General features: G+C 66.7%; 34 protein-coding genes. 20 read left to right on the top strand and 14 right to left on the bottom strand.

What is annotated here, in order from left to right; genetic code table 11:
* Positions 1-52: 52 nt before the first annotated feature.
* From ACIOC0_RS19590 to ACIOC0_RS19580, 3 genes are all read right to left on the bottom strand, one after another.
* Positions 53-988, bottom strand: a complete 936-nt coding sequence (locus tag ACIOC0_RS19590; RefSeq protein ID WP_402156325.1) for a hypothetical protein — start codon at positions 986-988, stop codon at positions 53-55.
* A 592-nt stretch (positions 989-1,580) separates the two neighbouring features.
* Positions 1,581-1,916, bottom strand: a complete 336-nt coding sequence (locus tag ACIOC0_RS19585) for a hypothetical protein (RefSeq protein ID WP_402156323.1) — start codon at positions 1,914-1,916, stop codon at positions 1,581-1,583.
* Complete coding sequence (locus ACIOC0_RS19580) at positions 1,913-2,158, bottom strand: hypothetical protein (RefSeq protein WP_402156322.1); 246 nt, start codon at positions 2,156-2,158, stop codon at positions 1,913-1,915. The genes ACIOC0_RS19585 and ACIOC0_RS19580 overlap by 4 nt, the downstream gene beginning before the upstream one ends.
* A gap of 490 nt (positions 2,159-2,648) precedes the next feature.
* Here ACIOC0_RS19580 and ACIOC0_RS19575 point away from each other — a divergent pair, with 490 nt between their 5' ends.
* A complete protein-coding gene (locus tag ACIOC0_RS19575) occupies positions 2,649-3,479 on the top strand; it encodes a hypothetical protein (protein ID WP_402156320.1) in 831 nt (276 codons plus the stop codon).
* An 84-nt stretch (positions 3,480-3,563) separates the two neighbouring features.
* On the opposite strand, the gene ACIOC0_RS19570 is transcribed toward ACIOC0_RS19575, so the two are convergent.
* On the bottom strand, positions 3,564-4,649 hold the full coding sequence (locus tag ACIOC0_RS19570) for an IS630 family transposase (RefSeq protein ID WP_402156319.1): 1,086 nt from the start codon (positions 4,647-4,649) through the stop codon (positions 3,564-3,566).
* A gap of 87 nt (positions 4,650-4,736) precedes the next feature.
* Entirely contained in the window at positions 4,737-5,525 is a 789-nt protein-coding gene (locus tag ACIOC0_RS19565; RefSeq protein ID WP_402156317.1) for a hypothetical protein, read from the bottom strand.
* A 1,002-nt stretch (positions 5,526-6,527) separates the two neighbouring features.
* Between ACIOC0_RS19565 and ACIOC0_RS19560 the strand changes: the two genes are divergently transcribed.
* A complete protein-coding gene (locus ACIOC0_RS19560) occupies positions 6,528-6,692 on the top strand; it encodes a hypothetical protein (RefSeq protein ID WP_402156316.1) in 165 nt (54 codons plus the stop codon).
* Positions 6,693-6,750: 58 nt separating this feature from the next.
* On the opposite strand, the gene ACIOC0_RS19555 is transcribed toward ACIOC0_RS19560, so the two are convergent.
* The 4 genes from ACIOC0_RS19555 to ACIOC0_RS19540 form a co-directional block, all read right to left on the bottom strand.
* Complete coding sequence (locus ACIOC0_RS19555) at positions 6,751-7,170, bottom strand: hypothetical protein (protein ID WP_402156315.1); 420 nt, start codon at positions 7,168-7,170, stop codon at positions 6,751-6,753.
* Positions 7,171-7,583: 413 nt separating this feature from the next.
* Positions 7,584-9,959, bottom strand: coding sequence for a DNA topoisomerase (locus ACIOC0_RS19550; RefSeq protein ID WP_402156313.1), 2,376 nt, complete (start codon positions 9,957-9,959; stop codon positions 7,584-7,586).
* A gap of 284 nt (positions 9,960-10,243) precedes the next feature.
* The gene (locus ACIOC0_RS19545) at positions 10,244-10,417 is read right to left on the bottom strand and encodes a hypothetical protein (protein ID WP_402156311.1); all 174 of its coding nucleotides are present in this window, start codon (positions 10,415-10,417) and stop codon (positions 10,244-10,246) included.
* 250 nt (positions 10,418-10,667) lie between these two features.
* The gene (locus ACIOC0_RS19540) at positions 10,668-10,952 is read right to left on the bottom strand and encodes a hypothetical protein (protein WP_402156309.1); all 285 of its coding nucleotides are present in this window, start codon (positions 10,950-10,952) and stop codon (positions 10,668-10,670) included.
* Positions 10,953-11,221: 269 nt separating this feature from the next.
* Between ACIOC0_RS19540 and ACIOC0_RS19535 the strand changes: the two genes are divergently transcribed.
* Positions 11,222-11,593, top strand: a complete 372-nt coding sequence (locus tag ACIOC0_RS19535; protein ID WP_402156307.1) for a nucleic acid-binding protein — start codon at positions 11,222-11,224, stop codon at positions 11,591-11,593.
* A gap of 451 nt (positions 11,594-12,044) precedes the next feature.
* On the opposite strand, the gene ACIOC0_RS19530 is transcribed toward ACIOC0_RS19535, so the two are convergent.
* The 3 genes from ACIOC0_RS19530 to ACIOC0_RS19520 all read right to left on the bottom strand — a co-directional run bounded on the left by ACIOC0_RS19530 (position 12,045) and on the right by ACIOC0_RS19520 (position 14,598).
* Positions 12,045-13,196 (bottom strand): hypothetical protein, encoded by a 1,152-nt coding sequence (locus ACIOC0_RS19530; RefSeq protein WP_402156306.1) that lies wholly within the window; start codon positions 13,194-13,196, stop codon positions 12,045-12,047.
* Positions 13,193-13,600 (bottom strand): hypothetical protein, encoded by a 408-nt coding sequence (locus ACIOC0_RS19525; RefSeq protein WP_402156305.1) that lies wholly within the window; start codon positions 13,598-13,600, stop codon positions 13,193-13,195. The genes ACIOC0_RS19530 and ACIOC0_RS19525 overlap by 4 nt, the downstream gene beginning before the upstream one ends.
* 296 nt (positions 13,601-13,896) lie before the next feature.
* Complete coding sequence (locus ACIOC0_RS19520) at positions 13,897-14,598, bottom strand: hypothetical protein (protein WP_402156304.1); 702 nt, start codon at positions 14,596-14,598, stop codon at positions 13,897-13,899.
* A gap of 761 nt (positions 14,599-15,359) precedes the next feature.
* Here ACIOC0_RS19520 and ACIOC0_RS19515 point away from each other — a divergent pair.
* From ACIOC0_RS19515 to ACIOC0_RS19435, 17 genes are all read left to right on the top strand, one after another.
* Complete coding sequence (locus ACIOC0_RS19515; RefSeq protein ID WP_402156303.1) at positions 15,360-15,809, top strand: homing endonuclease associated repeat-containing protein; 450 nt, start codon at positions 15,360-15,362, stop codon at positions 15,807-15,809.
* A 52-nt stretch (positions 15,810-15,861) separates the two neighbouring features.
* Positions 15,862-16,251 carry a hypothetical protein gene (locus ACIOC0_RS19510; protein WP_402156302.1) on the top strand — a complete coding sequence of 130 codons (390 nt, stop codon included), beginning with the start codon at positions 15,862-15,864 and terminating at the stop codon, positions 16,249-16,251.
* On the top strand, positions 16,239-16,454 hold the full coding sequence (locus tag ACIOC0_RS19505; RefSeq protein ID WP_402156301.1) for a hypothetical protein: 216 nt from the start codon (positions 16,239-16,241) through the stop codon (positions 16,452-16,454). Before ACIOC0_RS19510 ends, ACIOC0_RS19505 begins: the two co-directional genes overlap by 13 nt.
* Before the next feature lie 86 nt (positions 16,455-16,540).
* Positions 16,541-17,026, top strand: a complete 486-nt coding sequence (locus ACIOC0_RS19500) for a hypothetical protein (RefSeq protein ID WP_402156300.1) — start codon at positions 16,541-16,543, stop codon at positions 17,024-17,026.
* Between the two features lie 81 nt (positions 17,027-17,107).
* Complete coding sequence (locus ACIOC0_RS19495; RefSeq protein ID WP_402156299.1) at positions 17,108-17,509, top strand: hypothetical protein; 402 nt, start codon at positions 17,108-17,110, stop codon at positions 17,507-17,509.
* Positions 17,510-17,511: 2 nt separating this feature from the next.
* Positions 17,512-17,979: a hypothetical protein gene (locus ACIOC0_RS19490; protein WP_402156297.1), complete on the top strand. Its 468-nt coding sequence runs from the start codon at positions 17,512-17,514 to the stop codon at positions 17,977-17,979.
* A 2-nt stretch (positions 17,980-17,981) separates the two neighbouring features.
* Complete coding sequence (locus tag ACIOC0_RS19485) at positions 17,982-18,671, top strand: hypothetical protein (protein WP_402156296.1); 690 nt, start codon at positions 17,982-17,984, stop codon at positions 18,669-18,671.
* 108 nt (positions 18,672-18,779) lie between these two features.
* Complete coding sequence (locus ACIOC0_RS19480; RefSeq protein ID WP_402156294.1) at positions 18,780-19,151, top strand: hypothetical protein; 372 nt, start codon at positions 18,780-18,782, stop codon at positions 19,149-19,151.
* Positions 19,152-19,153: 2 nt separating this feature from the next.
* Positions 19,154-19,411, top strand: a complete 258-nt coding sequence (locus ACIOC0_RS19475; RefSeq protein ID WP_402156293.1) for a hypothetical protein — start codon at positions 19,154-19,156, stop codon at positions 19,409-19,411.
* Positions 19,412-19,546: 135 nt separating this feature from the next.
* Complete coding sequence (locus ACIOC0_RS19470) at positions 19,547-20,158, top strand: hypothetical protein (RefSeq protein WP_402156291.1); 612 nt, start codon at positions 19,547-19,549, stop codon at positions 20,156-20,158.
* Entirely contained in the window at positions 20,139-20,822 is a 684-nt protein-coding gene (locus ACIOC0_RS19465) for a hypothetical protein (RefSeq protein ID WP_402156289.1), read from the top strand. The genes ACIOC0_RS19470 and ACIOC0_RS19465 overlap by 20 nt, the downstream gene beginning before the upstream one ends.
* 48 nt (positions 20,823-20,870) lie before the next feature.
* Positions 20,871-21,323: a hypothetical protein gene (locus ACIOC0_RS19460; RefSeq protein WP_402156287.1), complete on the top strand. Its 453-nt coding sequence runs from the start codon at positions 20,871-20,873 to the stop codon at positions 21,321-21,323.
* The gene (locus ACIOC0_RS19455; protein WP_402156286.1) at positions 21,320-21,628 is read left to right on the top strand and encodes a hypothetical protein; all 309 of its coding nucleotides are present in this window, start codon (positions 21,320-21,322) and stop codon (positions 21,626-21,628) included. Before ACIOC0_RS19460 ends, ACIOC0_RS19455 begins: the two co-directional genes overlap by 4 nt.
* Before the next feature lie 76 nt (positions 21,629-21,704).
* Positions 21,705-22,013, top strand: coding sequence for a hypothetical protein (locus ACIOC0_RS19450; protein WP_402156284.1), 309 nt, complete (start codon positions 21,705-21,707; stop codon positions 22,011-22,013).
* 51 nt (positions 22,014-22,064) lie between these two features.
* Entirely contained in the window at positions 22,065-22,229 is a 165-nt protein-coding gene (locus ACIOC0_RS19445) for a hypothetical protein (RefSeq protein WP_399978097.1), read from the top strand.
* A gap of 22 nt (positions 22,230-22,251) precedes the next feature.
* On the top strand, positions 22,252-22,554 hold the full coding sequence (locus ACIOC0_RS19440) for a hypothetical protein (protein WP_402156283.1): 303 nt from the start codon (positions 22,252-22,254) through the stop codon (positions 22,552-22,554).
* 2 nt (positions 22,555-22,556) lie between these two features.
* Positions 22,557-23,117 (top strand): hypothetical protein, encoded by a 561-nt coding sequence (locus tag ACIOC0_RS19435; protein ID WP_402156282.1) that lies wholly within the window; start codon positions 22,557-22,559, stop codon positions 23,115-23,117.
* A 30-nt stretch (positions 23,118-23,147) separates the two neighbouring features.
* Here the strand turns inward: ACIOC0_RS19435 and ACIOC0_RS19430 are convergent, their stop codons facing one another.
* Entirely contained in the window at positions 23,148-23,897 is a 750-nt protein-coding gene (locus ACIOC0_RS19430) for a transposase family protein (protein ID WP_402156280.1), read from the bottom strand.
* Between the two features lie 450 nt (positions 23,898-24,347).
* A complete protein-coding gene (locus ACIOC0_RS19425; protein WP_402156278.1) occupies positions 24,348-24,755 on the bottom strand; it encodes a hypothetical protein in 408 nt (135 codons plus the stop codon).
* Between the last annotated feature and the right edge of the window lie 68 nt (positions 24,756-24,823).

Raw genomic sequence — 24,823 nt, 5'->3', positions numbered from 1 at the left:
CGCCATGGTGTCCTTCGTTCGTTCCTCGTCGTGGTGGCCGGCCTGGCGCTGGTCAGTTCAGCGACGCCTCGAGATCGAGCAGTTCGTCGTCGATGCCCTGGTAGAAGACCCGGAGCATCGGCAGGGCCTCCTCGCGGTCGAGCATGGTGGCTTCCTTGATCATCAGAGTCGAGCCGCCGACCTCGGCCTGGAGGACCTGGTGCCCCTTGCGCAGTGCGTCGGCGTTCTTGCCCTTGAGTAGCAGGTACTGGTGGATCGAGGTGAACTTCCCGCCCACGTGCTGCGTGAGAATGTCGTACTGCTCGTTCTGCAGCTCGATCAGATCGGGATCGCGGACCTGCAGGGTCTGGTTGCGCCGTTCCAGGTTCGCCACCTGGTGGTAGACCCGCTGCGGCTCCTTCGTCGTGATGAAGCTGTGCTCGCAGGCCGTCTCGACCTTGCGCCAGAAGGAGTCGACCCGATCGAGGATCCCGACCCGGTCCTCGTCGAAGAGCAGGTAGCTAGCCGAGCCGACGACCAGGTAGACCCGGCCTTCGCCGCCGTCGGAGAAGTGAATCAGCCCGTCCTCGTCGATCCCGTCGATGCCGACGATCGAGTAGAAGTCCGTGGGGTTCGAGCTACGACGGGTGAAGACGTGGCGGGCCTTCCGGGGCAGATACGCCAGCAAGGCCGGCACGCGCATAATGCGCAGCTCCTTCGTCTTCACCAGCCCGCCGAAGTAGGCGATCGCCGCCAGTCCCCAAAGAACGAAGAACGTGATGGCGACTGGGCCCGAGCTCGCCACGAACGTCGACGTGCTGAACCACAGCAGGGCGAGGATGCCGCCGCCGAAGAAGAGCAGCTGCTTGATCGGGGAGGGCTTGGCCGCCCAACCTCCCTTGCTCAGCGTGATCTCGTGGTCGAGGAAGCTCCTGTTCAGCGAACTCGGCACCTTATAGGACAGTTTCGCCATGAACCCCTCGTCTCCCCCTGCGATCACAATGGTCATTGCTCGGTCTATCGAAAAGCCCTCACGTATGAGGTGTGTAGATGGCATCCTATCTCATATAGGTCATTCGAATCGAGAATGAAAGGGGTTTGAATGGCGAAGCCCGATGACTCGGACTAGCAGTTCCGAGTCATCGGGCGTTGCCTGAGCGGCTGACAAACCAGTCGCGCCGCGGGAGCAGAGGCGCTCAGCCCATCGCTACCGCCTCGAAGCGCGGGGACATCGTCGTCCAGGTCGAGCACCGCCAACGCATCGGCCGAGCCGTCCCGGTCGAGGATCTCCTGACGCACGCACCGGAATCCCATCGAGCACGGCCCGCTCCGAGTGACGGAAGTGGTAGTGCCCGCAACGCTTGGGCCGCCGAGTGGCTCGAGCGGTACGCCGCCGCGCTGGTGGTCCGGACCCACCGCCGGGAGAAGTACGGCCGCTGGCTCGCCACGCTCATGAGCGCCGATGGCGCCTGCCTGAACACCAACCTCCTCACCGCCGGCCATGCCGTCCCCTACGACGGCACCGGCCCAGCCCACGCCCCGCGTAGGCCCCGGAGCTTGAGCCAGCCGCAAGGTAGGGGAGGGAGAGCCGCATAGAGCGCTCAGCCGCGAGCCGTCTGGCCTCTCCCTCGCCAGAGCGGTGGTTCGGGCAGCGGCTCCACTCGCGCGGCGATGGCACGCTGCCAGGTGTCGCCAGCCTGGCCTTGGCACTCCAAGCTGAGGTGAACGGTCGTGTCGCGAGTGTGGTAGTCCAGATCAACGTAGACGTCGTGCGTCCCGCCAGCGGCCATGGGGCCGATGTCGATGGTCTGCTCACGGCCGTAGTCCGTGTGGCTGTGCGGGTCGTACATGTATGCGCCCCGCATGCCCTCCACTCCTTCGCCGGTCGCGCGCACGGTGATCGAGGTGAGCGGCGGTCCGGAGTCCTGCTTAATCACCAGCTTTCCGCGCGGCACGTTGACGTCGGATTCATCGGTGAGGGCGCTTCGATACTGAACTGTGGTCCGCGGGCCTCGAAGCGATCCGCTTCCTCCCCCTCAATCTGCCGGCGCATCAGGGCTACCTGGGCCTCGGCAGACCGGGCGGCACCCTTGGCGATGTGCGCCTGCCTGGCGGCGTAGCCCGTGGCGACCGCGCTCACCACCGTTGCGGCGATCGCGGTGATCAGCTCCCCGTCCACGGCTCCCCTCTTCGTCTGCCCCTGCCCGGCCATGGGTGAGGCTGGCCGGAGGGCAGAGGGAAGGATAGCGGGGCCATTGCCGCTCTATCTGTTGAGGGTTCTAGCGTCGCTCAATACCAACGCCGTACCTCGCGGCTGGTGTCCGAGGGAGGGGCGTCGGGCTTGTAACGGTGCCCCTACCCCATCCCGCCTGGGCCGGGTGAGCGGCATCTCCTGGTGTCCGATACGCCGTCCAAGTAATAGGGGGATCGAGACGGCCTGACTCGATGGTGAACGGGCGGCTACGCGCCATCGTCAACTGCGGGCCGGTGTCCCCTTGGAACGCCTTCGGTAGCCAGCATCCGTGAGGCGCTCGCGGGCCGGTACTGGATTGCCGAGACAATTCCCAAAGGGGCCATGGCATGATCTTGAAGCTTTGACAGGTAGTTCGATGATGCCGACGTGGGCGATCAGGCGGCGCGATATCCCGCGTGAGAAGGGGGAAACGACTGTGGACTCCGCACTCGTCGCCGCTGGTGCTGGGCTTGTCGGCGTCGTCCTGGGTAGTGCTGGCACGCTTGCCGCCGCCCACATCCAGCGTAAGGGCAGCAAGGACCAGGCCGAGGCCACCGTACGCGCCGCGGTGACTACGGCCAGGTTCCAGTACGCCGGAGCACTGGAACAGCAGAACCGCATCGCCCAGCGCACCGCGTACGTGGGATTCATCGCGGCCACGCACGGATTCCGGCAGACGCTGAGAAGTGAGGTCCCAGGCCGAACTAACCCCGACCCACTGCGCGAGGCGCAGCGCGCCCTCCGGGACGCCTACATCGCGGTTGAACTCGAAGGTCCACCCTCCGTCCTCACCGCCGCCGACGCCGTGGTGGCCACCGGCGGGGCCCTTGCCCAGTTCATCTACAACGACGCCGAGCTGATGGAGGCTTGGCGGACCCTGCACAACGCCGCCCGGACCCAGGAGCGTGCCACCACCGCCCTCCAAGCGCTCCGCGACGTACAGCGCGTCCTCGCCCAGACCCAACCGGACGAGCGAGGGGCCCTCTCCAACCGCAACGACCAAGCCCGGCAAGACCATGAGAACGGACTCCAGACCCCAGCGGCCCGCTGGTTTGCGGCCTACCAGGAAGCCCGACAGGCGGTGTACGACACCGGCGGGCTGCTGACCGATGACCAGGCCGAGGAACTCCTCCTCGACGCGTCCCTCTTCCCCCAAAACGCTCTGGAACGCGTGCTACACGTGACCAGCGAGTTCGAGGAAACGGCGGCGAGATTCGTCCAGGTCGCCCGGATCTACCTCAACGACACCCAACCAGAAATCACTTGAGCTGTATCTTCCGCCAGAGGCTTCAAGACCAACGCGAGCCGCTTTGGAGCTTATCTCGGCGACCCCGTTACTGCCCCGCGGCTTCTAGTGACCCGGTCCGGAGATCCTGTCGCAGTAGCGGCAGATCCGGTCGATGATCTGGTCGGCTGTCTTGGTCCAGCGGAACGGGCGGGCCTGTTCGTTCCAGACCTCGATCCATTTTTCTAATGCTGCCTGGAGCGCCTCGACCGAGCAGAACACCCCGCGCTCCAGGCAGCGGCGCTGCAGTTCCGCGAACCAGCGTTCGACCTGGTTGATCCACGAGGAGTACGTGGGCGTGAAGTGCAGAGCGAAACGTGGGTGGGCCACCAGCCACTGGTGCACGACCGGCGCCTTGTGCGCGGAGAGGTTGTCGCAGATCACGTGGACCGCCAGGCCGGGCTCCACCTCGTGGTCGAGCAGGTCCAGGAAGTCGCGGAAGTCCACGGCGGCGTGGCGGGCGGACACCTTGCCGATCACTTTCCCGGTGGCGATGTCCAGAGCCGCGAACAGATCGGTGGTGCCGTGCCGGATGTAGTCGAAACTGCGCCGCTCAGGGACACCGGGCAGCATCGGGAGTACGGGGGCGGTCCGTTCCAGTGCCTGGATCTGCGGTTTCTCGTCGACCGAGAAGACCACCGCGTTCGCCGGCGGGGCCAGATAGAGCCCGACCACATCCCGGATCTTGTCCAGCAGCAGCGGATCCGGGGAGATCTTGAACGTCTCGGTACGGTGCGGCGCCAGCCCGAACGCCTGCCAGATCCGGTGCACGCTGGTCGGCGAGATACCCACCTGGCGGGCCAACTCCCGCTTGGACCAGTGCGTTCCGCCCTCCGGCACCGTTTCCAACGTCCGCACCACCACCTCCTCGACCTGCGCGTCGGTGATGGTGCGCGGCACCCCGGGGCGCGGCTCGTCGGACAAGCCGTCGAGCCGCTCGGCCAGGAACCGGGTGCGCCACCGGCGCACCGTCTTGCGGTCGGTCTCCAGCCGGGCCGCCACCGCGGTATTGCTCAGCCCGTCCGCACAGGCGAGCACGATCGCGGCCCGCTTGGCCAGGCCCTGCGCCGTCGACCGGCGCCGGGCCCAGTTCCGCAAGATCGACCGCTCATCCCCGGACAGCACGAGCGGCTCCAGCCTGGTGTCCCCCATGCCTCCAGGACACCGCCCCCAGCCACCTCACGACTGGCAAACGCCCGAATCTGAAACGGAAGGCGACTCACGAGGCGAGACAAGAACTCAAGACCGGGTCACTAGCTGCTCGGCGCCGCCGCGGGCGATCAGGTACAGGTCGGTGGACACAGGCCAGCCGGGCTGACCAACGTGCTCCCCGTTGAGCCGGCGGGCCCACTCCGAGTAGCTGGTCTCCAGCCCGTTGCCGGTGATGCGCACCCCGGGCGGCACGCTGCGCGGCGAGCCGTCCGGGTAGACGCCGACGGTGTGTCGGAGAGTCACGAACAGACCCTGGTTCGCCGGGTGGTCGGGGCCCTCCCGCAGGTGCTCTACGACGATCGCCCGGCGGACGGGGAGCCACAGCCGCAGCACGGCCCGGGCGTTCGCCGGCAGGGGGAGCGTCTGCACGGTGGCCTCGGTACGGCCGGGCGGGTTCATAGTCAGCTCGATCGTGGACAGATCGGGGGAGAGGTGCGTGGTGTCAGCGGCGACCAGGCCCTCCCTCGTGACGCCGGTTGCCCACAGCACCTCAAGTGCGGCCAGGAGCCGCAGCCGGTACGGCTCGCGCCGGTCCTCCACAGGGGTAGTGAGGGTACGGCGGAGCGCTATGTGCTGGCCCGGCTCGAGCGGGACACGCGTGTGCTTGGACCAGGGGCGGGCTCCGGGCACCTCCCACCAGAACGGCCCGCGGCGGGCGGCCCGGTTGAGGTCGACGATGCCGTCCATGAGGTACCGCTGCGACGCCGAGGTGAGCGGCCTCCCGTAGGGCGGGCGGGTGCGGTACTCCCCGGCGGCGATCCGGGCGAACACCGTGCCGGGTTGATTCGGGTGGCCGAGGACGTCGTTTCGGAACAACGCTGCCAGGCTCCGCAGGGCCTCCGCCGGTAGGTCCGCGGCCGCGCGCTCCAGCGTGGATACCGTCGTCCGGAGACGCTCCGCGCGCTTCTCCCCAGTGTTGATCTCAGGGGTGGCAAGGGCCCGCCTTAGGGCGGTGTGGAGTTGGCGGAGGGCGGCCGGTGTCGCGGGGGGCGTCATGGCAGCAGGGTAGAGCTGGCACGGCGGGGCGGGGGAGCCCAGAACCCGCGATCGGTCACGAATTGATCACACGATCTTCACGCCCTGACCTTATGGGCTGGTGATGCCTCGACAGAGCACGCTCCACCTCGGGGGATTCATGCGCCGTCGCGCCATCGCCACCCTGCTCACCGCCGCCTGCCTCGCACTCGTGGGCTGCTCCAGCTCCGACAGCGACAAGCCCGAGCCCGCGAAGTCGAAGCCGGCCGCCACGTCGAGCGCCCGCGCGGAGCTATCGGTGGCGGACCAGATCAAGGCGTGCACCGACGCGATCGCCGCCGGTGCGGACGACAGCGCACCGGAGTGCGCGGACCTATCCGCGGACGACTACATGAAGAAGCACCCCCCCGGCAATCAGACGGGGCCGTTGGACAACATTGGGATGGAACCTCTCACCCCCGTAGCCGTCTGTGCCGCCAGCGTGGTCACCAAGGCCGCCATCAGCCGCTACCGCTCCGCCGGGGTCGCCCGCGTGGGCAGTGCCGAAGACCGTGCCCGAAGCTACCGCCGCTTCCTCGAGGCCATCGCCCACGTCATCGACACCCAGATCGTCTACTTCTACCGGCGCCGCGACGACGAGGCCGTAGGGGCCGACGCCACAGGCGGTTACACGCCCGACTTGTCGATCTCCGCGAGGACGCGTTGGGGAACTACAACCAGGCCCAGCACGAGGTACCTGCTGCACTTCTCGACATACGACTGTGTGCCCCGGCTCCTGTTCTGGCCGCCGCTGAGGACCTCGTCGCCGCCATCCCGCGCTTCTAGGCTCGCGACACCAGGGCCATGCTCCCCGTGGACGACTTCGCCACGGAGCACGAACAGTGCGTCGAGACCAAGAGCGCCTTCCTGGACGCTGCCCGCCGTGACCTGGCCTACAACCCCCGCCCCTGGCATCTGATCCGCAAGTACAAGGAGCGCAAGTACCGCGAACAGGCGACCCGGGAGTGAACACGCCTACCTGATTCCCACCGCACCGGCCGATGGCTGCGGGCGCGACGTCGACCTTTCACGTTGGGCCGCTGGCCCCGGGTGGCGAAGCAGACCGGGAGAAGGCGGGGACGCGGCAGTTGCCGCAGCTGGCCTGCATCCATACCCGCGGCCCGTCGCCGCGCAGGCGGATACGGCCGGGCTCGCCGCAGGCTTCACAGGTGTGCTCCGAGTCCGTCTCGGCGGCGTCGGTCAGCGCGGTGGCCCGGTCGGCGAACTCCCCGTCGAACTCGCCCTCGATGAAGCGGTCGGCGACGGTAATGCGTAGGCCGCCGAACTTCGTGCCGAACGACTCGATCCGGTAGTCGGCGTCCAGGGCCAGCAGGCCGTGGTGTAACCGGTCGAGCAGAGCGGCCCATCCGGGCCCGACGGTGGCGGCCCAGACGGGGATTTGCCGCACGGCAGCGGAGCGGGAGGGTTCCGGCGTCGTGGACGCCATGGTCGCGCGGACCACTGACAATCGAATCCGTCCGCGCGTTCTAGCACCCGGCCACCACCGCAGACGACTCACTCGCCGTCGGTGCCAGGGTCGCTCGCCCGGACACCCGGTTGACCATCGGCTGGTGAACGAGCTTCACCTCGTACGACCCCGAGTGCCCTGGAGACCGACCTCATCGTCGCGTCCCCAGGGCTCTGCTATGTCTGTCCCAGGAATCCACCCTGACTCCGGAGAGTGCTCGATCTCCGGTCACGGTTCGTGAGTGGATCGAGGTCCTGTGGCTGGGCTTGGAAGACTGACGTAGAGAAGTCGCAACACGCTCAGACGTGACAGGGAATGTCGCTGTCGTGAAAAGGCAGCAGCGGGTCCCGAGGTCCGGGACCCGCTGCTGCTCGTCAGTGCCTGTCCGGGCATCAGCCGAACGACGGCACGATCTTCTTCTTGCCGCCCTCTTCCTTCCAGGCGACCTTCGCGTCAAAGGTCTTGCCCTTCGATGAGACGAACCCCGTGCCCTGGATGGTCTTGCCGGCTGCCAGGTCCTTGCGCTGCGCATCGGTGAAGGTCACCTGGCACCAGGACCGCGGCGGCTCGTCGCCGGAGCCGAAGTCGGGGACGATCTTCTTGGCCTTCGCGTCCCAGCTGACCTTGCAGCCGAAGGTCTTGCCGGTCCTCGCGCTGACGAAGTCGTCGATCTCCAGCGACTGGCCCGCCAAGAGCGCCGTGACCTCCGCCGGCGTGAACGTCCGGCCGGACCACTTCGTCGGCTTGTCCGGCACCTCCAGCTGGAACCCGACGAACTTGCGGCCCTTGTAGTCGCCGAGGCCGAGCGCTCCGGTGGCCGTGTAGGGCTTGCCCGCCTTGTTCGTGGCCTCGAACGAGATCGTCTCGCCCGCCAGCAGCTTCGCCACCTCATCATCGCTGAACTCGTGGCCCGACCAGATCTTCTTGAAGGCGACCTTCTTCGGGCCGCCCGGAGCGGCCTGCCACACACCCTCGGCGCGCGCAGCGACCACCTGCTCCTTCAGGCCCAGCTCGGCGCGCATGGACGCGGCGTTCTTCGTCATCGTGGCAATGTCCTCGCGCACCCAGTCGGCGACGACGGCCAGGCGCTCCTCGGCGGTCGCCGTCCCGGCGGCGATGTCGCGCATGTCGGCGTAGACCTTCTCGGTGAGCCCGAGGTCACCGATGCGCGTGCCCGGCAGGAGCCGCCAGCTCATCTCGCCGGCCTGCGCCAGCCTGAGCTTCCGGCCCTTCTCCGTCAGCAGCGGGTACTTCGCCTTGCCATTGGTGACCTCGGAATACGTCGAGGTGCGGGTCGCGCCCGTGCCCACGTCGCGCTTCTCCAGCTGCTTCATCAGCCACTTCATCGTCGGATGCTCGGGGCGCTTGTTCGCGCCCTCGAAGATGAACGGCTCCGCGATCTGGCCCAGGCCCTTGCCGGACTCGTTCTCGTCGCCTTCAGCCGTGTCGTCGCCGGCGTCCGGATCGAAAACAGCCCGCCAGCCGGGGTTCTTGGGCACATTGGCGATGCCGACGAAGTCCGGGTACTTCTCCACGTGGCCCTTCTGCTGCTCGTAGAGGTAGTCCTCGGCGAGCATGGCCAGGTAGTTCTTCGCGAGCATCTCGTAGATGAGCCGCCCGGCCTTGCCGTACTTGTGCTCGACCTCGTCCAGCGAAGAAGGCACCTTCAGGCCCGGACGATTCGCGCCGTGCGCGCCCTGGGGCTTCACGTGTGTGGACCGGGGCTGGCGGTGCGTCAGAAGCCCAGCGTCGACGCCGACCACGGCGGCAATCTTGTCGACCAGCGGGGCGAGGTCCTTGAACTGCTCGGGCGTGATCGTCTTGTCCTCCGTGCGCGGGTACGAGACGACCTGGTCCTCGTACATCTTCTGGTAGGTCGAGAGCGTCAGGTTCGCCTTCACACCCTTGCCGACGAGCATCGAGGACAGGGACGCCAGGTCGAGCAGCTTCGGCGGCGCGGTCTTCTTGCCCGCCTTGCTGTCCAGGACGACAGGGGAGGGGCCGTACTGTTGCGGCACCTGGCCCTTCTGGTCGAACCGCGGCTCATCAGGGTTCGTGTACATGACGTCGTTCTCGTCGCGGAAGCGGTTCTGGAAGAACGGCTTCTTGACGTACGCGTCATAGGCCTTCTGCTGGTCGCCGACGAGAAAGACCATCGCCGACTTCAGCCGGCCCTGGCGTAGCACGAGGTCCCGACCGGACTGGCGGCCCATCGCTGTGGCGATACGGGTGAACTGCATGGAGAGGAAGTCCCACTGCGAGCGGTACATCGCCTTGCGGTAATCGCCCTCGTCCTGCATGGACTTCACCGGCCGGCGCTGCTCGAAGGCCTTCTGGATCGAGGCCTTCGACTCGTCGGTGAACTCCATGCGGCTGAACCGCTTGCCATGGAAGCCGAGTTCGTCGATCGCCTCCCAGAAGAGCAGGTCGCCCTCGCCGGACGGATCCAGGTCCGTGGCGATGACGATTTCGTCGCCGCGGCTGAGCGCAGAACGCAGAGTCTTGATGACGTCGGCGACGTTCTTCTGCGGCTCGCGCTTCCACGAAAGATCCTGTGGGTTCCACGGCAGATTGCCCAGGTCCCACTTCTGATAGGCGTCCGCGAGCGAGGAGTCCACCATCGCGTGTGGCTGGACGAACTCGTAGAGATGACCCCGCAGGCTCGCCACCTCGTAGGCCGTGCCCTTGTAGCTGCCCTTCGTCCCGCCGAGGGCGCTGGCCATGTTCCTCGCTGCGCTCGGCTTCTCTGCGACCACGATCGCGACCATGTCGACTCCTTATCGTCGTTGACTTGGAAACGAGTACGAGCCTACTCAAAAAGGGTGACTGAATGAGAGTTGAAAGGGTCCTGAAAGGATTCTGAATGGTGCGAGGGTCATGTAAAGAAGGCCGGCGCCGGCACGCTGTTCGAGCAATCGCCGCTCGTCGAAAAACGAGAAGACCCCGAGAAGCTGTGCTTCTCGGGGTCGTCATCTGTCGAGCGCTGTCACCGCCCAGTCGGCAACGCCACGCCGGGCCGGACGCGGTACAACCGCAGCACCTTGCCGAGCGTCTAGAGTCCCTCACGGTGCTTCGGGCCTTCCTTCAGCACCTTCAGCCGGATGGGCCGCACGCCGGCCATCTCGGCGACCTCCTTGCGCGTGGCCTGACCCCTGAGCTTGATCAGCAGATCCGGCAGGTCCGCGGCGAGGTCCTCGAACATCCGGAACTTCTCCCGCTCACCCATGCGCGTGTGGCCGACGCGGATCGCGCCACAGCTCTCTTCGCACCAGTACCAGCTCGTCGACGCATCTTCACGACGACATCCAGCAGCACTTCGCCCACCACCCGACGCATCCGATCCCCATCTCGCGAATCGGCGGGAGCCTGACCAGCATCAAGGCGGTGCAGGGGCGGGTCGGCCCGGACGGCGCCGGCCCCGACCTGCTGCGCGACGTCTCGGCCGGACCGGCCTCCTGGCCGGGCGTGACCTTGTGTCAGGGCCAGACGGTGGCGGCTTCGGGCCGCAGGTCCGGCCACTTGCGCAGGATGTAGGTGACCTTGTCGGCGGGTACGGCGATCCCGGAGATCTGGGTCAGGAGCCGCACGTACTCCACGTCGTTGACGACCGCGGTGAACTCGTCACCGATGTCGTCGAAGACCAGGAGCAGCCCGTAGCCGGTGTCCGTGCGCTCCAGGCCAGCGCCCCAGCAGAACTCCCGGTAGGCGTCGGCGTCCATGGTGGCGGGGGTGGCGAGCGCCACCCTGTGGATGGTGATCATGCGGTCTCCTCTGCGCTGGCGATGGTGAACAGAGCTGCACCCCGTACACGGGGCGTACGGGGAGCAGCTCGGGATGGTGGGCGGTGCGCCACCGACCGATGCGCGGCCGCGGCGTGCGCGTACCTATAGGGGCTCTGTGACAGCACTTCGGGGGCGCTCGCCACCCTGATGAGCGACAGATCGAACGTGATTGCCCGGCGCCTGCGCCGCAGGGCCGGCGACCGGCACGCCGAGCTCCCGGCCGCGCGGGGTCGAACTAATATCCCGACGTGGCAAAGGCGAAGTACGACTACCCAGACGATCTCCTCAACGCGCAGCGCGACCTCCACGCGGTGCGCGCCGACCTTGCGTCCCTGTTCAAGAAGCTGCCCTACAGCGTGGAGCCGATGGAGGCCTGGGAGCGCGAGGGCTACTGGCTCGCCGCGCCCCGCGCGTACCCGGACTCTCCCGGCTGGACGGACTCGGAGCAGCAGCAAGTCGCCGAACTGCGCGAGCGTGAGCGCGAACTGGCCGCCACGATCATCACGCACGGCTTCTGGAGCGCGGTCGCCGAACCGGAACGCCCGGACGCACGCAGCGGTCTCAGGCACGCCGCCCTGGCGGCGGCCGCGGGCCCGGACGGCGGGGAGCAGGAGGCGTAGCTGCGAGCGAGGGTCAGGACACGCGGCGGTGAACCGCGGCAGGAGCGATGATGCGACGCCGAACTTGTCGCGGATCCGGTCGACGGCACCTTCGGCCACGAGCCGGGATTCACGGGCCCGGTCGAAGGGGGATCTGCTCGGCAGCGTCGGCGCCGTCGATGAGGTGCTCGGCTCAGAGGGCAAGGCCCCGCAGGCGGCCGCGCTGGAGGCCGGCGGCGTCCATCATCTTTGGTAGGCGAGGTGGCGCAGGTCGTCCTCGTGCGCGTGCGGCTCCGGTATCCGGCGGGTCTTCGTCCACTGGCTTTCGCCCGCGAACAACGGGGGTCAGGCTGACTGCGCGGGCTGCAGTACAGGCCGAGGTACACCGGGTCCTGGGCGCGGAGGCCCAGACCCTTGCCGCACGTCTTGCAGCGATGCCAGGCTGGGAAGAGCTTCTCCTCGCTCGCCGTTGTCATCGAATCGGCCGTCCGTCCCGCTCGCGTTCAAGCTTCAGCTGCTTCCTGGTCGCCTCACGGGCCTTGTCCCGGAAGTAGATCGCCTCCTTGTGCGTGATCGGAGCGTCGTGGAGGTTGTGCGAGCCCCGCAGGAAGTTCTCCGTACGGTCGGCGATGGAGTACGCCAGCGCCTGCTCGATCACCGCGCTGGTCTGGCGCACCTCGCCCAGCTCGTCACGCAGCTTGCGTAGCACCCCGTCCCGCTCGCGTTCAGCGGCCTCGATGTTCGCCAGGCGTGCCACCACGCTGCCCAGCAGCGGGTCGCGGGAGCGGAACAGCTCGACGGCGCGCTCGGTGGCAGGATCGGCATCAAGGTGCAGGTCGAGCTGCGCCAGCAGGAACGCCGTCACCAGCGTGCCCTGGCTCAGCCGCTGGCTGAACTCCCGAGCAGTGCTGTCGCTCACGCCCAACTCACGGACCGCGGCTGCTCGCAGCTGCTCCCGCAGCGCGTTCATGATGCTCTCGGGCAGCGCCTTGATGTGCGGCTGGCTCTGCACGCCGGCGAGCCGGAAGCCCGACTGGGGGAGCGTGGCGGTCTCGGCTGTGCTGCCCGATCCGCCCTTCGTTGCCGCACTCTGCACGGCGTCCTGATGGTCGGTGAGCTGGAGAGAGCCGGGCGTTACGTGCTCGGATTCATCCGGTGTGGCGACGACGTCGTGAGAAGTGACTTCAGCCGCGGCAGCGTCCTCGAGGTCCGGCTGTGCCCCGGGAGCCGGAACAACATCAGTCATAGGGCCTGCCGGCGCACCGCCCGGGAGCGCCCCGGCAGTTCCTCCCTGTCCACCGCCGTCACCACCACCACGCTGGTTGGATCCGCCGGCCCGCTCGTAGTCCGGCTCCAGGTCCAGACGATCCTCTTCGGCGTCTTCATCGGGATTAGCCTGCAGACTTTCAACCTCGGGTTGAGAGTCGACGTCGCCGGCCTCGTCAAGCTGCGCCTCTGGCTCGGGCGTTGCCACCTCAGGCTCAGGCTGTGCCGCCTGGGCCTGGACGCGCTTGAGCTCCTCGCTCCCGCCGCGCCGGTAGGCGTCGAGGAAGGACGTGTCCACCTCCATCACCTCGGCGGTGGGTGTGGCCGCTTCCAGCATCTCTGCGAAGTCCCGGCTCATCCGAGCTCGCCGTCCTCGTCATCCAGGAGGTAGTTGTCGCCGCGGGTGAGCCCGATGAGGGAGTCGAAGCCTGTGGTGACGACGCGTTCGAGGTTCGCCGAGTTCTTCGCCAGCGCCGCGACCTGGTCGACAAGCTCGTTGAGTCGCGCGATCTCCAGGGTCGGCAGGTCGTAGTCGAGGTTCTCGCGTCGGATCTTCTCGACCACCGCCTCGGCCACGTACTCGTTCACCGAGGAGAACCCGCGCTTGTCAGCCCAGTACTTCGCGCGCTGCTTGTCGTCCGGATCCAGCCGGATGAACATGCCCTGGCGCCCACTACTGCTGCTCTGTGTCGCGCCCGGCGGCTTCTTCTTCGTGCCGCGCGCGGGCTGCGTCGTCTTCTCCCACTCCTGTGTGACGGTCATGCGCGGCTTCTCCTTGCCTTATTTGATTAATCTATGAGGTCATCTTATCAACGCTACTTGATAAGCCATCTGCACTCTTTGTGCTTCCGTTCGAATACCAGTAGAGTCGCAGCCGCGCCTAGTCAGTCCCCCCTTGGTGGCGCATCGCCGCAGCAGGTGGCCTTGCTCGATTCCTTTCCTCTCGGGCGGGGTCACCTGCTGTGGACCACACCTGCCTTCGCGTGACGGCGAGAAGAGAAAACGCCCGGTGCGACACATGGCGCACCGGGCCCTTCGTCTGTCTGATGGACCTCCGCTCAGGGGCCGGGCATGGGAGTCGGGGTCGCATTTGTCGCGCAGTCGACGAGCCCGTGGGTGAACCTCGGCGACTGCCAGATCGCCTTGTCTTTGTCGTTCGGCAGGTGTTCGACGATCGACCCGGTGCCGAGGGGCGCGCCGCCGGCGAAGAAGTGCAGCGCCTCCTGGCTGAAGCCCGCGTTGTACACCAAGGTCGACAGGCACTGGCCGGCTGCCGCGTAGGTCTTCTTCTGGCCCTCGTCCCGGGCGTAGGAGGAGAACATGGAGACCAGGCCCTTGGTGAGCTCGATGGACGAGTTGACCGGCTGATCCGCGCGGACCGGGTAAGCCGGCTTCAGGTTCGGCTTATCGGCTACAGGCTTCGCGGCTGCCTTCGGCGGCGCGTAGCTCCGAGTCTTGGGGCTGCTGCCGTTCGGAAGTACGGCCTTGTCGATGCACGCGTCGAAGTCCTCGCGCAGCGACCGCGAGGCCAGGAGCGCGGCGTCGTCCTCGCTCACCTTGTTCAGTCCGTCGATGACTGCACCCATGTCGTCGCTGTCGGCCTTGACGATGTGGGTCAGTGCCTCCTCCGGCATTCCCGCCTTCCGCACTGCTCTGGTTAGGCAGGCTCCGCCGTCCTTTCTGGAACTCTCAGTGCCCTGGAGGGCGAGCTTGTCCAGCGCCTCGCCGAGGGCCATATCGGTGACCTTGGCGGTGCTCATGGTCGGACTCGGCGCAGATGGCGCCTGGGTTGTGCTGCCGTCGCCACTGGCGCATCCGGCGAGCAGAGCGCCCGCGGCCACACCGAGTGCTGCGGCCGCGGGCGCAGCCTTCCTCGTCCTCCAGGTCTTCATCACTTCTCGCCTCGCCTCGCCTGTCGCTGGCCAGTCCGATTGGATCGACTGGTCTTCGAGGGTATCTTATGCGAATGCCTATTGAATGGCAGTCTGTGATGAGTCAGAATGTCGCGAAGTAAGGGGGTGCAGAGGGCGCGCCGAGCGGGGCTCGGGCCCGCAGGGTGCCTGCGGGCCTGTTTGGCGCTTGGGGATCAACGGAGTTGATCCGGAGGGCTCTGCGACACCTCGTGCGCGTTTCGGCTGCGGGTGGCCCCTCTGTCGGGCGGCTGTTCGTGGGCCTCTCATCTCCTCCTACGAAGGACTGCTCGACATGACTGCTCTTGCTTCTGTTCGGGCCACAACCGACGTCGATCTGCTGACGCTCACGCTGCACGTGAGCGATGACCAGAAGACCCGGTACCGATCGTCTTCGAGGGCGAGAACCCGGTCTACGTCGACAAGCAGGCCGCCGCCTGGCTCAAGGAAGGGCCGTACCTCGACGTCGAGATGGACGACTCGACCTGCTGCGGCCAGTTCCCTCGGACCTTCAACGCGCTGTTCGCGTCCATCACCCATGACCAGCAGCTCGTGCAGGTGCACACGCTCTGACACGCATCCGGCTTTCAGAACGAGAGATAGGACGGACCATGACTCTGTCTGCTGTGCACGTCCCCGCGCCCATGAAGCCCGGTCCGGTCGTCTACACCGACCGGCAGCTCCTACGAGTGCTGATCCGTATGGCGCAGGGGGACAGCACCCTCGGACGTCGCACGTTCGAGCGGCGCCGCAGGGATGCCGATCCATCAGCTCCGCTCTACGAGCGCCGATTCGGCAGCTGGAACCGCGCGCTAGAGCTCGCGGGCCTCGACACGGTCGCACAGCCCAAACAGCTGCAGGATGCGACGACGAAGTGGACCCAGGAGCAGCTCATCGCCGCGATCCGCCGGTGTCTGCTGGAAACAGGATCCACGACGCTGGCGGCCTACGAGGCATGGCGCACGGATCCGGCGGACCTGAAGGGTGATGTCCCGCCAGCCACCACCATCCGCTTCCGGATGGGCAGTTGGTCGCGGGCCACAGAGCTGGCTTGCGGCTGAAATCCATCGGTATCTGCACAAGCGTTCTTTTCCCGCTGCGCGCTGTTCAGCCGTGCGCAAATCCCACTACGACCGAGCCGAGGACCCCATGACCGTCATCGTCGCACCGATCGCTGACCTCCTCCCGGCCGACGCCGCGTCGGCCGCGATGACCCGTACGGTCACCGCGCCTGAACTGCACGGCGTCGCCGCGCAGCTGCCCGAGCGGGAGTGGTGCCCCTTCTGCTCCTACGACGAGACCAGTGAGCCTGGCCTGCCCCGCGACATCGTCAAATGCACCGTCGAACCCGCCCTGCCGCCCGAGGACTGGGACCCGCGCTGGGGCCAGGGCCCGCTGTATGAGGTCACCTACCTCTCCTGCGGCCACACCCTCGCCGAGCTCTGTGAGTCGGCGGCTCCCACGCTCCACTCTCCGAAAGGACCTTCCCCATGCACCCCCTGACGGCGTTACAGAGCCTGGCGCTCCTCTTCATCGTGCTGGCCATCGTCGCCTGCATCCTGTGGATCGCCCGTGAGATCAGCACCCAGACCCGGACGCCGGCACCGGCCGCGCAGCGCCCGGAGACCGACGGGTCCACACCCATCGCGCGCATCGCGGTCCACCGGCCGAACGAGCCCTACGACCACGAGAAGCACGGTCTCTGAAGACCAGCACTCCATTCATCTGACCGCCCTCAACTCCCACGCCTGGGGCTGCCGTCCATCATCGAAAAGGAAGGAATCCGCACCGCATGACCAACTCCCGACGGAATCGGATCACCACAGTCGAGGGTCGGCAAGGGACCATGGCGCGCGGCCAGTCGCCGACCCGTCACAAGTCGCACCTGGCGCCGGTGAATCTGACCAAGCCGTACGTCTACGGGCAGAGCGATCCGGCATCCCGGCCGGTGGTGCGGGAGGTCAAGCGGCGTAAGCGGCGCAGCGCTCGGGACGTCGTCAAGTCCGTGCTGTCGCGGGCGACACGCATGACCGAGCGGCCCACCGAGCGCTCGGAGGGTGAGCCGACGGTCCGGGAGCAGCTGACGTACGCACGCATCGTGATCGACGACATGCTCCTCGATCTGGACGCCGGTGACGTGAAGGAGCAAGACACCCGGTCCCTGCTGCGGACGGTCGAGGACATCTACGCCCACGTGTCGGGCGTCGAGGTGATCGAGGTCGAAGACGCGAGCGCATCAGCAAAAGGGCGAGCCTCAGGTCCGAATGCAGGTCCGTGAGTACGAGGGGCGCAATTTCAGTCAGGCATTTGTTGTGCACGTCGATGGAACGCGCATGCCCATCAGTGAGGAGGAGTGAACGTGGCGAACAAGGGGACCGAGACGGATAACGAGCCGGAGACGTATGTCAGGTATTCGGCGTTCAGCAGGGAGGTTCGGCCGATCGGTGAGCCGATCACTCATGCCGAGGACTCGGCGGAAATGCTGGCGGAGAACGGGACGCTGGTGCGGGCCCGGCCGCATTACCACGTGCCGACCAGTCGGAGCTTCCTCTCGGTAGTCCGCTCGCCGTTCTCCTTCGAGGCTTACGTGAAGAGTGTGATCTGCCCCGGCCTGGTGGCGGTCGAATTCGCCTGCAAGACGGCGAGCGCTCCATGGTCGATGACGGGCGCGTTCAAGCCGAGCGAACTGCACAAGGTGCACCTGTGCGAATGCGCAGCATGCGAAGGCAAGAGCGGAATTCAAGAATTCGAAGGAGCGTAATCATGTCGAAAATCCCTGAGTTGGGGCTGGACGATGACCTCCCCGGCGCGCAGTGGGCCCGTGAAACGGCGAAGCAGATGATCGTCGAGAGCGGTGAGCCCGGCTACCACAGCTTCCGACGGCTGCCCTCATACGAGGGCTATGCGGGGATGTGTGCGTGCGGGTTCGAGACGCCCGAGCCCTCGTACGAGCACATAGGCGAGCTGACCAAGCTCATCTGGGAGCACCTGGAGCGGGACGTCTTCCCGCCGGTCGACGAGGCCCTGCTGAGGAAAGAGGCCGAGCTGATCAGACTCGGCGACCTGATCGGCTACCACCGCCTGGTCGAGGCGACCGAAGAGCACGGCATCCGGCACGTGGGCTGGCTCGTCGCCGGGACGCGCGGATCGATGCGCCTCAAGGACGGCGCGGAGTTCGGTGCCTTCCAGGGCTCGTGGATCAAGTTCAGCACCGAGAAGCAGGAGGGCTGAACATGGCAGTCGTCGGCTACACGTATGCACACGACAACCTCTGCCCCTCCTGCACGGTCGGACGGATGCGAGCGAACGGCATCAAGGTCGCCCGCAGCAGTGAGCAGGACGAGGCCATCCGACGGGCCGCCGAGCGGGTCGGAGTCGACTACAGCGACGAGCGTTCCTACGACGCCAGCGACTTCCCAAAGCCGATCACCAGCCAGCAGGCCCGCACGGAGCTGACCGAGCTGCCGGACGGAGAGCGCGGCGAGATCGAGGACGAGAAGTGCGACCGGTGCGGGAAGTGGATGAAGCTCGGGGAGAAGTCGCCGACCGAGGCCGGTCTGACTCGCTGGGTTCGCGACGACTACGAGCTGCCGCAGGCCCTGGCCCGAGAGATCGCCAGGAAGTTGCGCGAGTGGGGCCTGTCGCACCCGGAGTTCATCACGGAGGACAACGTCCGCCAGGCCGCCGTGATGTTCCCGCATGACTACGCCACCGTGCACGCCGAGGGCAACCCGCAGCGCATCGCGCTGATGCGCACGCCACAGTACGACGATGACCCCTGCTTCTACTGCGAACAGCCCTGGGAGAAGCACACGTTCACCTGCACCACCTGCGGCAACCACGTGCCGGCCGATGCGCTGCACGGCCACGAGGTCCAGGTCAAGGGACAGATCAAGTTCCGTGAGGCCAAGCCCACGACATGAGAGGGAAAACACCCATGCCCGCAGTCTCCGAGCCGTACGACGCCAACGGATCGCACAACGTGCTGACCGGCATGCTGCGCAGCGCTCCGCAGCACTCAAGGCCGAGGCGTGAAGCTGACGCCGGTTCAGAGCGGATTCCTGGAGCACTTCGGCGCGATCGACAAAGCGGCCCGAGAGGGCGGCCAGCTTCCGGACGCCTGGCACGCCAAGCCCGGCATGCAGACCGACCACCCGCACATGACGGTGCTCGTCCGCTCAGGGGACCGGGTGATCTCCGAGGAGAACCGCAACATCCTCAAGGTCAAGTGCGGGGAGCTGCGGTCGGCGCTCGAAGCATGGAAGCAGCTCAAGTCGGAGGGTGACAGCCCGCGCGCCGAACGCGAGGAACTGGAGCGAGCGGCCGGCGAAGCAGAGAACGACGCCAAGCACCTTCAGATCCTCGGCGTTCTCGACGGGGTCTTCGAAGGCTGGGAGATCTGACCGTGATTCTTCTGATGGGTCGCTGGGACCACGGCGGCAATCTCATCATCGAGTCGTCGGACGAGTTCCCCGACGACATGCCGGAAGAGACCATCACCGCCCCGGTCGACGAGCGGGACGACGAGGACAGCATGGCGTGGGCCGCCTCTTTCCTGGTCGACGACCACAAACGCGCGCTGCAAGAGGCGTACGAGACGTACGTCAAGGACGAGGGCGCGCAAATCATCGATAACGTCTGGGGCGTTCTGGTCGACGCCTAAATGTCGGGCCCGGCCGACGAACAGCGGAAGCTGTCCTCCTCTATGCGGCATTCGGCAGGTTCGATTCCTGCACTGGGCACTCACATTTCGTCCGCCGGTTTTTAGGGAGGGGAAGAAGTGTTTTCCATCGGCGACATGGTCCGTATCAGCATCGAGACTGAGGACGGTTTCACTGAGCATCACTACGCGAGGATCGAGCAGTTCCGGAAGCGGGACGGCAACTGGTATCGGCGCAAGCCCACCAAGCCGTACGCCGCTTTCTTGGAGCCTGACCACGCCAGCACGCAGGTCATTCCGCTGGCTGAACTGACGGCGGCGGTCGAGGACTTCGAGATCATCACCGACCACTCCGAGATCCACAAGGACGCCCGGGAGTGGAACGACTTCTACTTCAAGTGCCTGCGCTGCGGCGGCTACACCTACAAGGGCGCCGAGGTCATGGTGATCCACAAGCTGTCCCGGCAGCTCGTGCGCCTGTGTAACGACTGCTACGAGCCCGAGGAACTGGCCCGGCTCGGCCACCAGGTCCTGTGGTACCAGCGCAACTGCAAGACCACGATCCTGGAGTTGCGCGCGAACCCGGAGCTGATCACCGGGCCGACCGGCGACCCCTTCTCCTCCTACGACAAGACCGACGCCGACGTGTACCGGGAGTTCGCTGACACCTTCCCCTGGCTCGTCCCGGCCAAGGCAGCCGAGGTGTACGCCGCATGGAAGGAGCAGCACAGTGCGGGCACCGCTGCGTAAGACGTGCACGACGGGCGGCTGCCAGAACAAGGCGACCCACCTCCTGGAGTACAACGACGACTCCCCGCTCGCGGACAACGTGCGCCGGGTGCACGACCAGGTGTGCGAGGAATGCGGCAACAGCTACATGCGCACCAACCGGGTCAAGCGCTGGCGCCCGTGCCTGGCCCGCAACGGTGCCGCAGAGCAGAGCATGTCGCCAAGGATCAGGGTCCGGATTCAGTTCGACGACGAGCCCGACGCGTACCCCCGGGATAGCGACTGGTGGGACGTCAAGGACGCAGCAGAAATGCGCGCGGGTCTGCTCCAGGTGTACGTCATCGACATCATCGACAGCGTCGGCGAGGTCATCACGGAGTGCCCGAACCGGCTGGCCGGCCCCGGCTTCGAGGGCGTCTACCAGCGGCCCGCCGAAATCGAAGAGAAGTGGCTGGCGTACTGCGCCGCCGATCACTGGACCCCGTATTTCGGGATCGGGCCCGGCGACCTGGTCACCTTCGGCGGAGAAAACCTGCTGGTGGTCAATTACGACCAGGTCGACCAGGACTACGGCGACATCGGTGCCAACACCGGATTCATTCTCTGCCAGCCCACCACCACGACGGCAGTCCGCCTCCTGGTGTGGGTCGAGGAACTGAAGAAGGTCAGGGAGGTCACGACATGACGAAGGAAAAGCGCACCCCGAGAGCGACTACTGGAAGGAAGCGGAGAAGTGAGCCCGGCTCGAACGGTTGAAGTGGTCTGGTACTACCGGGACCCGCGTGGCGGCCCGGGGCAGGACGAGACCGCGGAGCGCAAGACGGACGTGGTCCTGCTGGAGAAGTACGCCGACGAGCACAACATGTCACTGGACGTGTTCGGCGAGGTCCGTCGCTCCCTGGCCGTGAAGTACTTCGGAGAGAGCCTCAAGGGCAACAGCATTTTCGCCGACAGCATCACGAGCGTCTGTAACTGCGAGTCGACCGAGGCGTGCGAGTACGCCGAGTTCGACGGCCGCCGGTTCAGCCTCAGCGACGGCTCGCGTATCGGCAGCATGACGATCCGCGAGAACGTGCCGAACCCGCGCGAGGGCTACCCGAACTCCAGGCTCGGAGTGGAGAACGTCAAGAAGCAGTGGGCCGAGCTGACGCTGGCCGCGATCATCGAGCAGGAGGGGCACCGGTGAGCAACGTGCAGGAGCACCTGGCGAAGATGCTGCGGATCGTCGGCATCGAGAAGATCACCGTGCGGAACATCGAGAAGGTGTGGGTCCGCATCCGGATGTGGGAGGGCGCCGTCCGGTGCTCCCGCTGGGACGCTGACGCCGACGAGCAGCGGTTCACAACGGTCGAGGAAGTCCGAGAGAACGTCGGCGTGGCCGCAGCCGACGGCACGAAGAAGCTGACGGACGTACAGTTCGACAGGCAGCTCGCCCACAACGTTCGGATCGAGGCCGAGAAGTCGTACGCGTCCCTCACCCGCTTCAACTGAGTACGTGCTCAGGGAAGACGAGGCCTTCGTCCAGGAGAACGGGCGCGTCTTCATCTTCAAGAGGAACCCCTGACCAATGAAGATCGCCGTTGTCAGCTCGACCGCGCTGCTCACCACGCCGTGGAGCAGCCTCCACCACATGCCGCTTCCCGCACCGAGCGACTTGGCCCAGGATCTCGTGCGGTCCTACCGCCTGATCGGACGACTGCAGCAGGCGCACCAGACAGAAGGCAGCGCAGAAGAGTGGCAGTCCGCAATGAGGATCATCACGGACGCAGCCGCAACACGGGCCAGGACCAGCTCCAGCTATATCGAGAAGATCCGGCAGCTCGCTGCCGACAAGACGTACCTGATCGACAACGGGCTCTGTCACGAAGAGCAGTAGACCCAAGGACGCCACAACAACTCAGCGGCTCACCATTCCGGTGGGCCGCTTTTGTTATGCCGGAAGGACGACAACGTCGCCGTCGAGACCATCCACGGCGCACTGGCCGACGAGATCGAGGTGATGAACCGAGCCCGGGCCGCCTTCTACGACCTGATGGTCAAACACAACACGGACCTCATCAGCGCCGGGTTCTTCGGCCGACCCACCTCCTGAAAACCCCTAAGGAGACCTGACCATGCCCCGCTACACCCTCGTCGAGCACGAGAACCTGGCTAACTTCGTCGTCGCCATCGCGGTCACCCCGAAGCTGGAGGCCAGGGCCAAGCAGCATATGGGCGTGATCTTCGACGACTACGCGAAGGCCGACACCGTCGCGAACGAGATCAACGACTGGGCCTGCGTCCAAAACGAAGGCGTCGAGCCGCTGTACCCGAACCGCGTCGCGCACCTGACCGGCTTCTCCTCGAAGTGCAGGGTCGACGGACGCCGTCTCTACATTCCGACCACCACCCCCGACACCGCGATCAAGGAGAGCTGACCGTGCAGGAGCCGAAGTTCAACCCGCCCTACGGTGGCGCCATCAGCCACGTCACCGATCCCGCCGAGCATAACGGCTACCTGCACATGGTCGCCTGGGCCGTAGAGATCGGGTCCCACGCCGAGTACATCAAGGATCGGTGCGCGAAGGCGAAGGCCGCAGGCGCCCCGCTGGACACCCTGTACGAGCGTTCGGGTCCCTGCGGGGTCGGTACCGGGGAGTGGGTGCGGTTCAGCGACATCGACACCACCGGCCACGACGCGGCGCGCGGGTTCGTACGCATCGAGCAGTACGTGCGGGAGATGGTGCGCTACCAGCATGCCGTTGCTCAGTACCGTAAGTGGCGCAGGACGGCGCCGCCGCTCAAGACGTTCACCGTCACGATCACGGCTCCGATCACCACGACCGTCCGTGCGCTGGACGAGGAGGACGCGCGCCGGACGGCGATGGCCGGCTGGGCGCCGAACCCGGACGGCACCGCAACGGCCCGCCTGACCGGACTGCCCGGAGCGTGGGTCGCGAAGTTCAACGGCACCCCGAGCGTCAAGGAGGTCCGGCGATGAGCCCGATCGAGCTGCGCACACTGAGCTCTTTCAGCGGTGCCGCTCCAGGGTGAGGACGGCTGCGGCGATTGACGACATTCGATTCGGGCTGCACCGGGCCCTGCGGAAGATCCGCCAGGACTTCAGTCGCGCCACACCGCGTTCCACCGGAGCCCGCGCCGCGGAGAGCGCGCGGTTGACGGTTCGCTGGGTGAGTGTGAGGTCACGGCCGGGTGGACGTCTGATGGGTGTGGTCACCCATGGGCCGGCGCCCATGTAGGCGCGGTCGGCGAGCACGGGAACGCCCTGGCGTTCGCAGATCCGGATGATCCGGTGGGTGCGGGCCGCGGTCAGATCGTGGGTGCGGCCCGGCAGGACGGGCGAGATCCACAGCAGGTTGCCCGCGGGATCGGCAACGACCTGCACGTTCACCCCGTGGCGGCGGTGCTTCTGGGAGAAGTCAGCCCGACTGTCACCGACCCGGTCGCATTCGGCGAGGGTTCCGTCGAGCAGGACGTAGTCGGGGTCGGTCTCCCGCAGGACGCGCAGCAGACCGGGCGCCCGCCGGGACAGGTGGTTCACGACGGCAGTGACGTAGGCGTGGGCGGTGCCGACGGATATGCCGAAGCCGGCGGCGATCTGCGTCAGCGGGTCGTGCCGGCGAAGGTAGACCAGGCCGACGAGAGCACGCTGGTGAGGCGGGAGCTTGCAACGGCGGTCACCCTCACGGGTGACGATGAGCATGGTTACCCACTCGACCAGCGCGTGAGGCAGGTCGAGTGCGGCAGGATAGGGAACCAACGAGGCTCCTGCGCTGATGAGTTGAGACGTCGAACACCTCTCTCAACGGCACAGGAGCTTCGTGCGTTGCGGGACACCAGCCCGTCACCCGATCAGTGGCCGCTCTGAAAACGCTCACTGATCCATACCGCGCTGAACAAGAAGGCCGGCACACAATACGGCGACATCCTGACCGTCGAACCGATCCCGCCGGTGCCTGGCGAACCCGTGCGCCTGCGGGTGCAGGCGCCGGACCCGATGGGCGCGATCCGCACCGACCTGATCGAGATCAGCGAGGAGCGCTGACACCGCCTGCTTCCGTCGTTCCCGGCCGGTGTGGAGGGGGGACTTCGGCGCCTACGGTGCCGGGCTCGCCCGGGTGCTGGCTGCCGCCGGTGTCACCGTTGGGGACATGGACCGTCCGGACCGGACCGCATGAACGCCGCTGGGCTCAGAAGGGCCAACGGCGGGTCAGTCCCCCTTGGCCGACGTGAAGTCGTCGACGAAACCGCCCTCGCCGGCCGGCTCGTCTGTCCGCTCGCGGGTGCTCATGACGTACGCACCGGCCTCGCCGACCTGTTCATCGCCCGCCCGCTCGACGGCGCCCCGCAGCCGCTCGTACGTCGCGGCGTCGAGGGTGCCCTCGGCACGCAGCACGTCGAGCACGCCGAGGGCGTTGTCTTCCAAGGTGCGGCCGGCGTCGTCAGACGCTTTGAGAACCTTCGCGATCCCTTCGAGGCCGACGTCGCCGTCGGCGTACATGGCGGTCAGCTCGCCGAGCAGGCGCCCCGCGTCGTTGGGCACGAGGTACGGCCGGTAGCCGAAGGGGCGCCGTACGCGCGTCCCGCGGTCGTCCTGGTGGCTGGTCTGCTCGGTCAAGGTGTCTCTCCGGTGTTCATCGGCGCGGGCCGTTCTGCGAGCGAAAGCCTGCCAGAAACCCCACGGTT

It is taken from the genome of Streptomyces sp. NPDC088254 (assembly GCF_044740925.1).
Classification (GTDB): Bacteria; Actinomycetota; Actinomycetes; order Streptomycetales; family Streptomycetaceae; genus Streptomyces.
The sequence above is the reverse complement of the archived record's forward strand: the minus strand, read 5'-3'. Positions and strand labels throughout refer to the sequence as shown.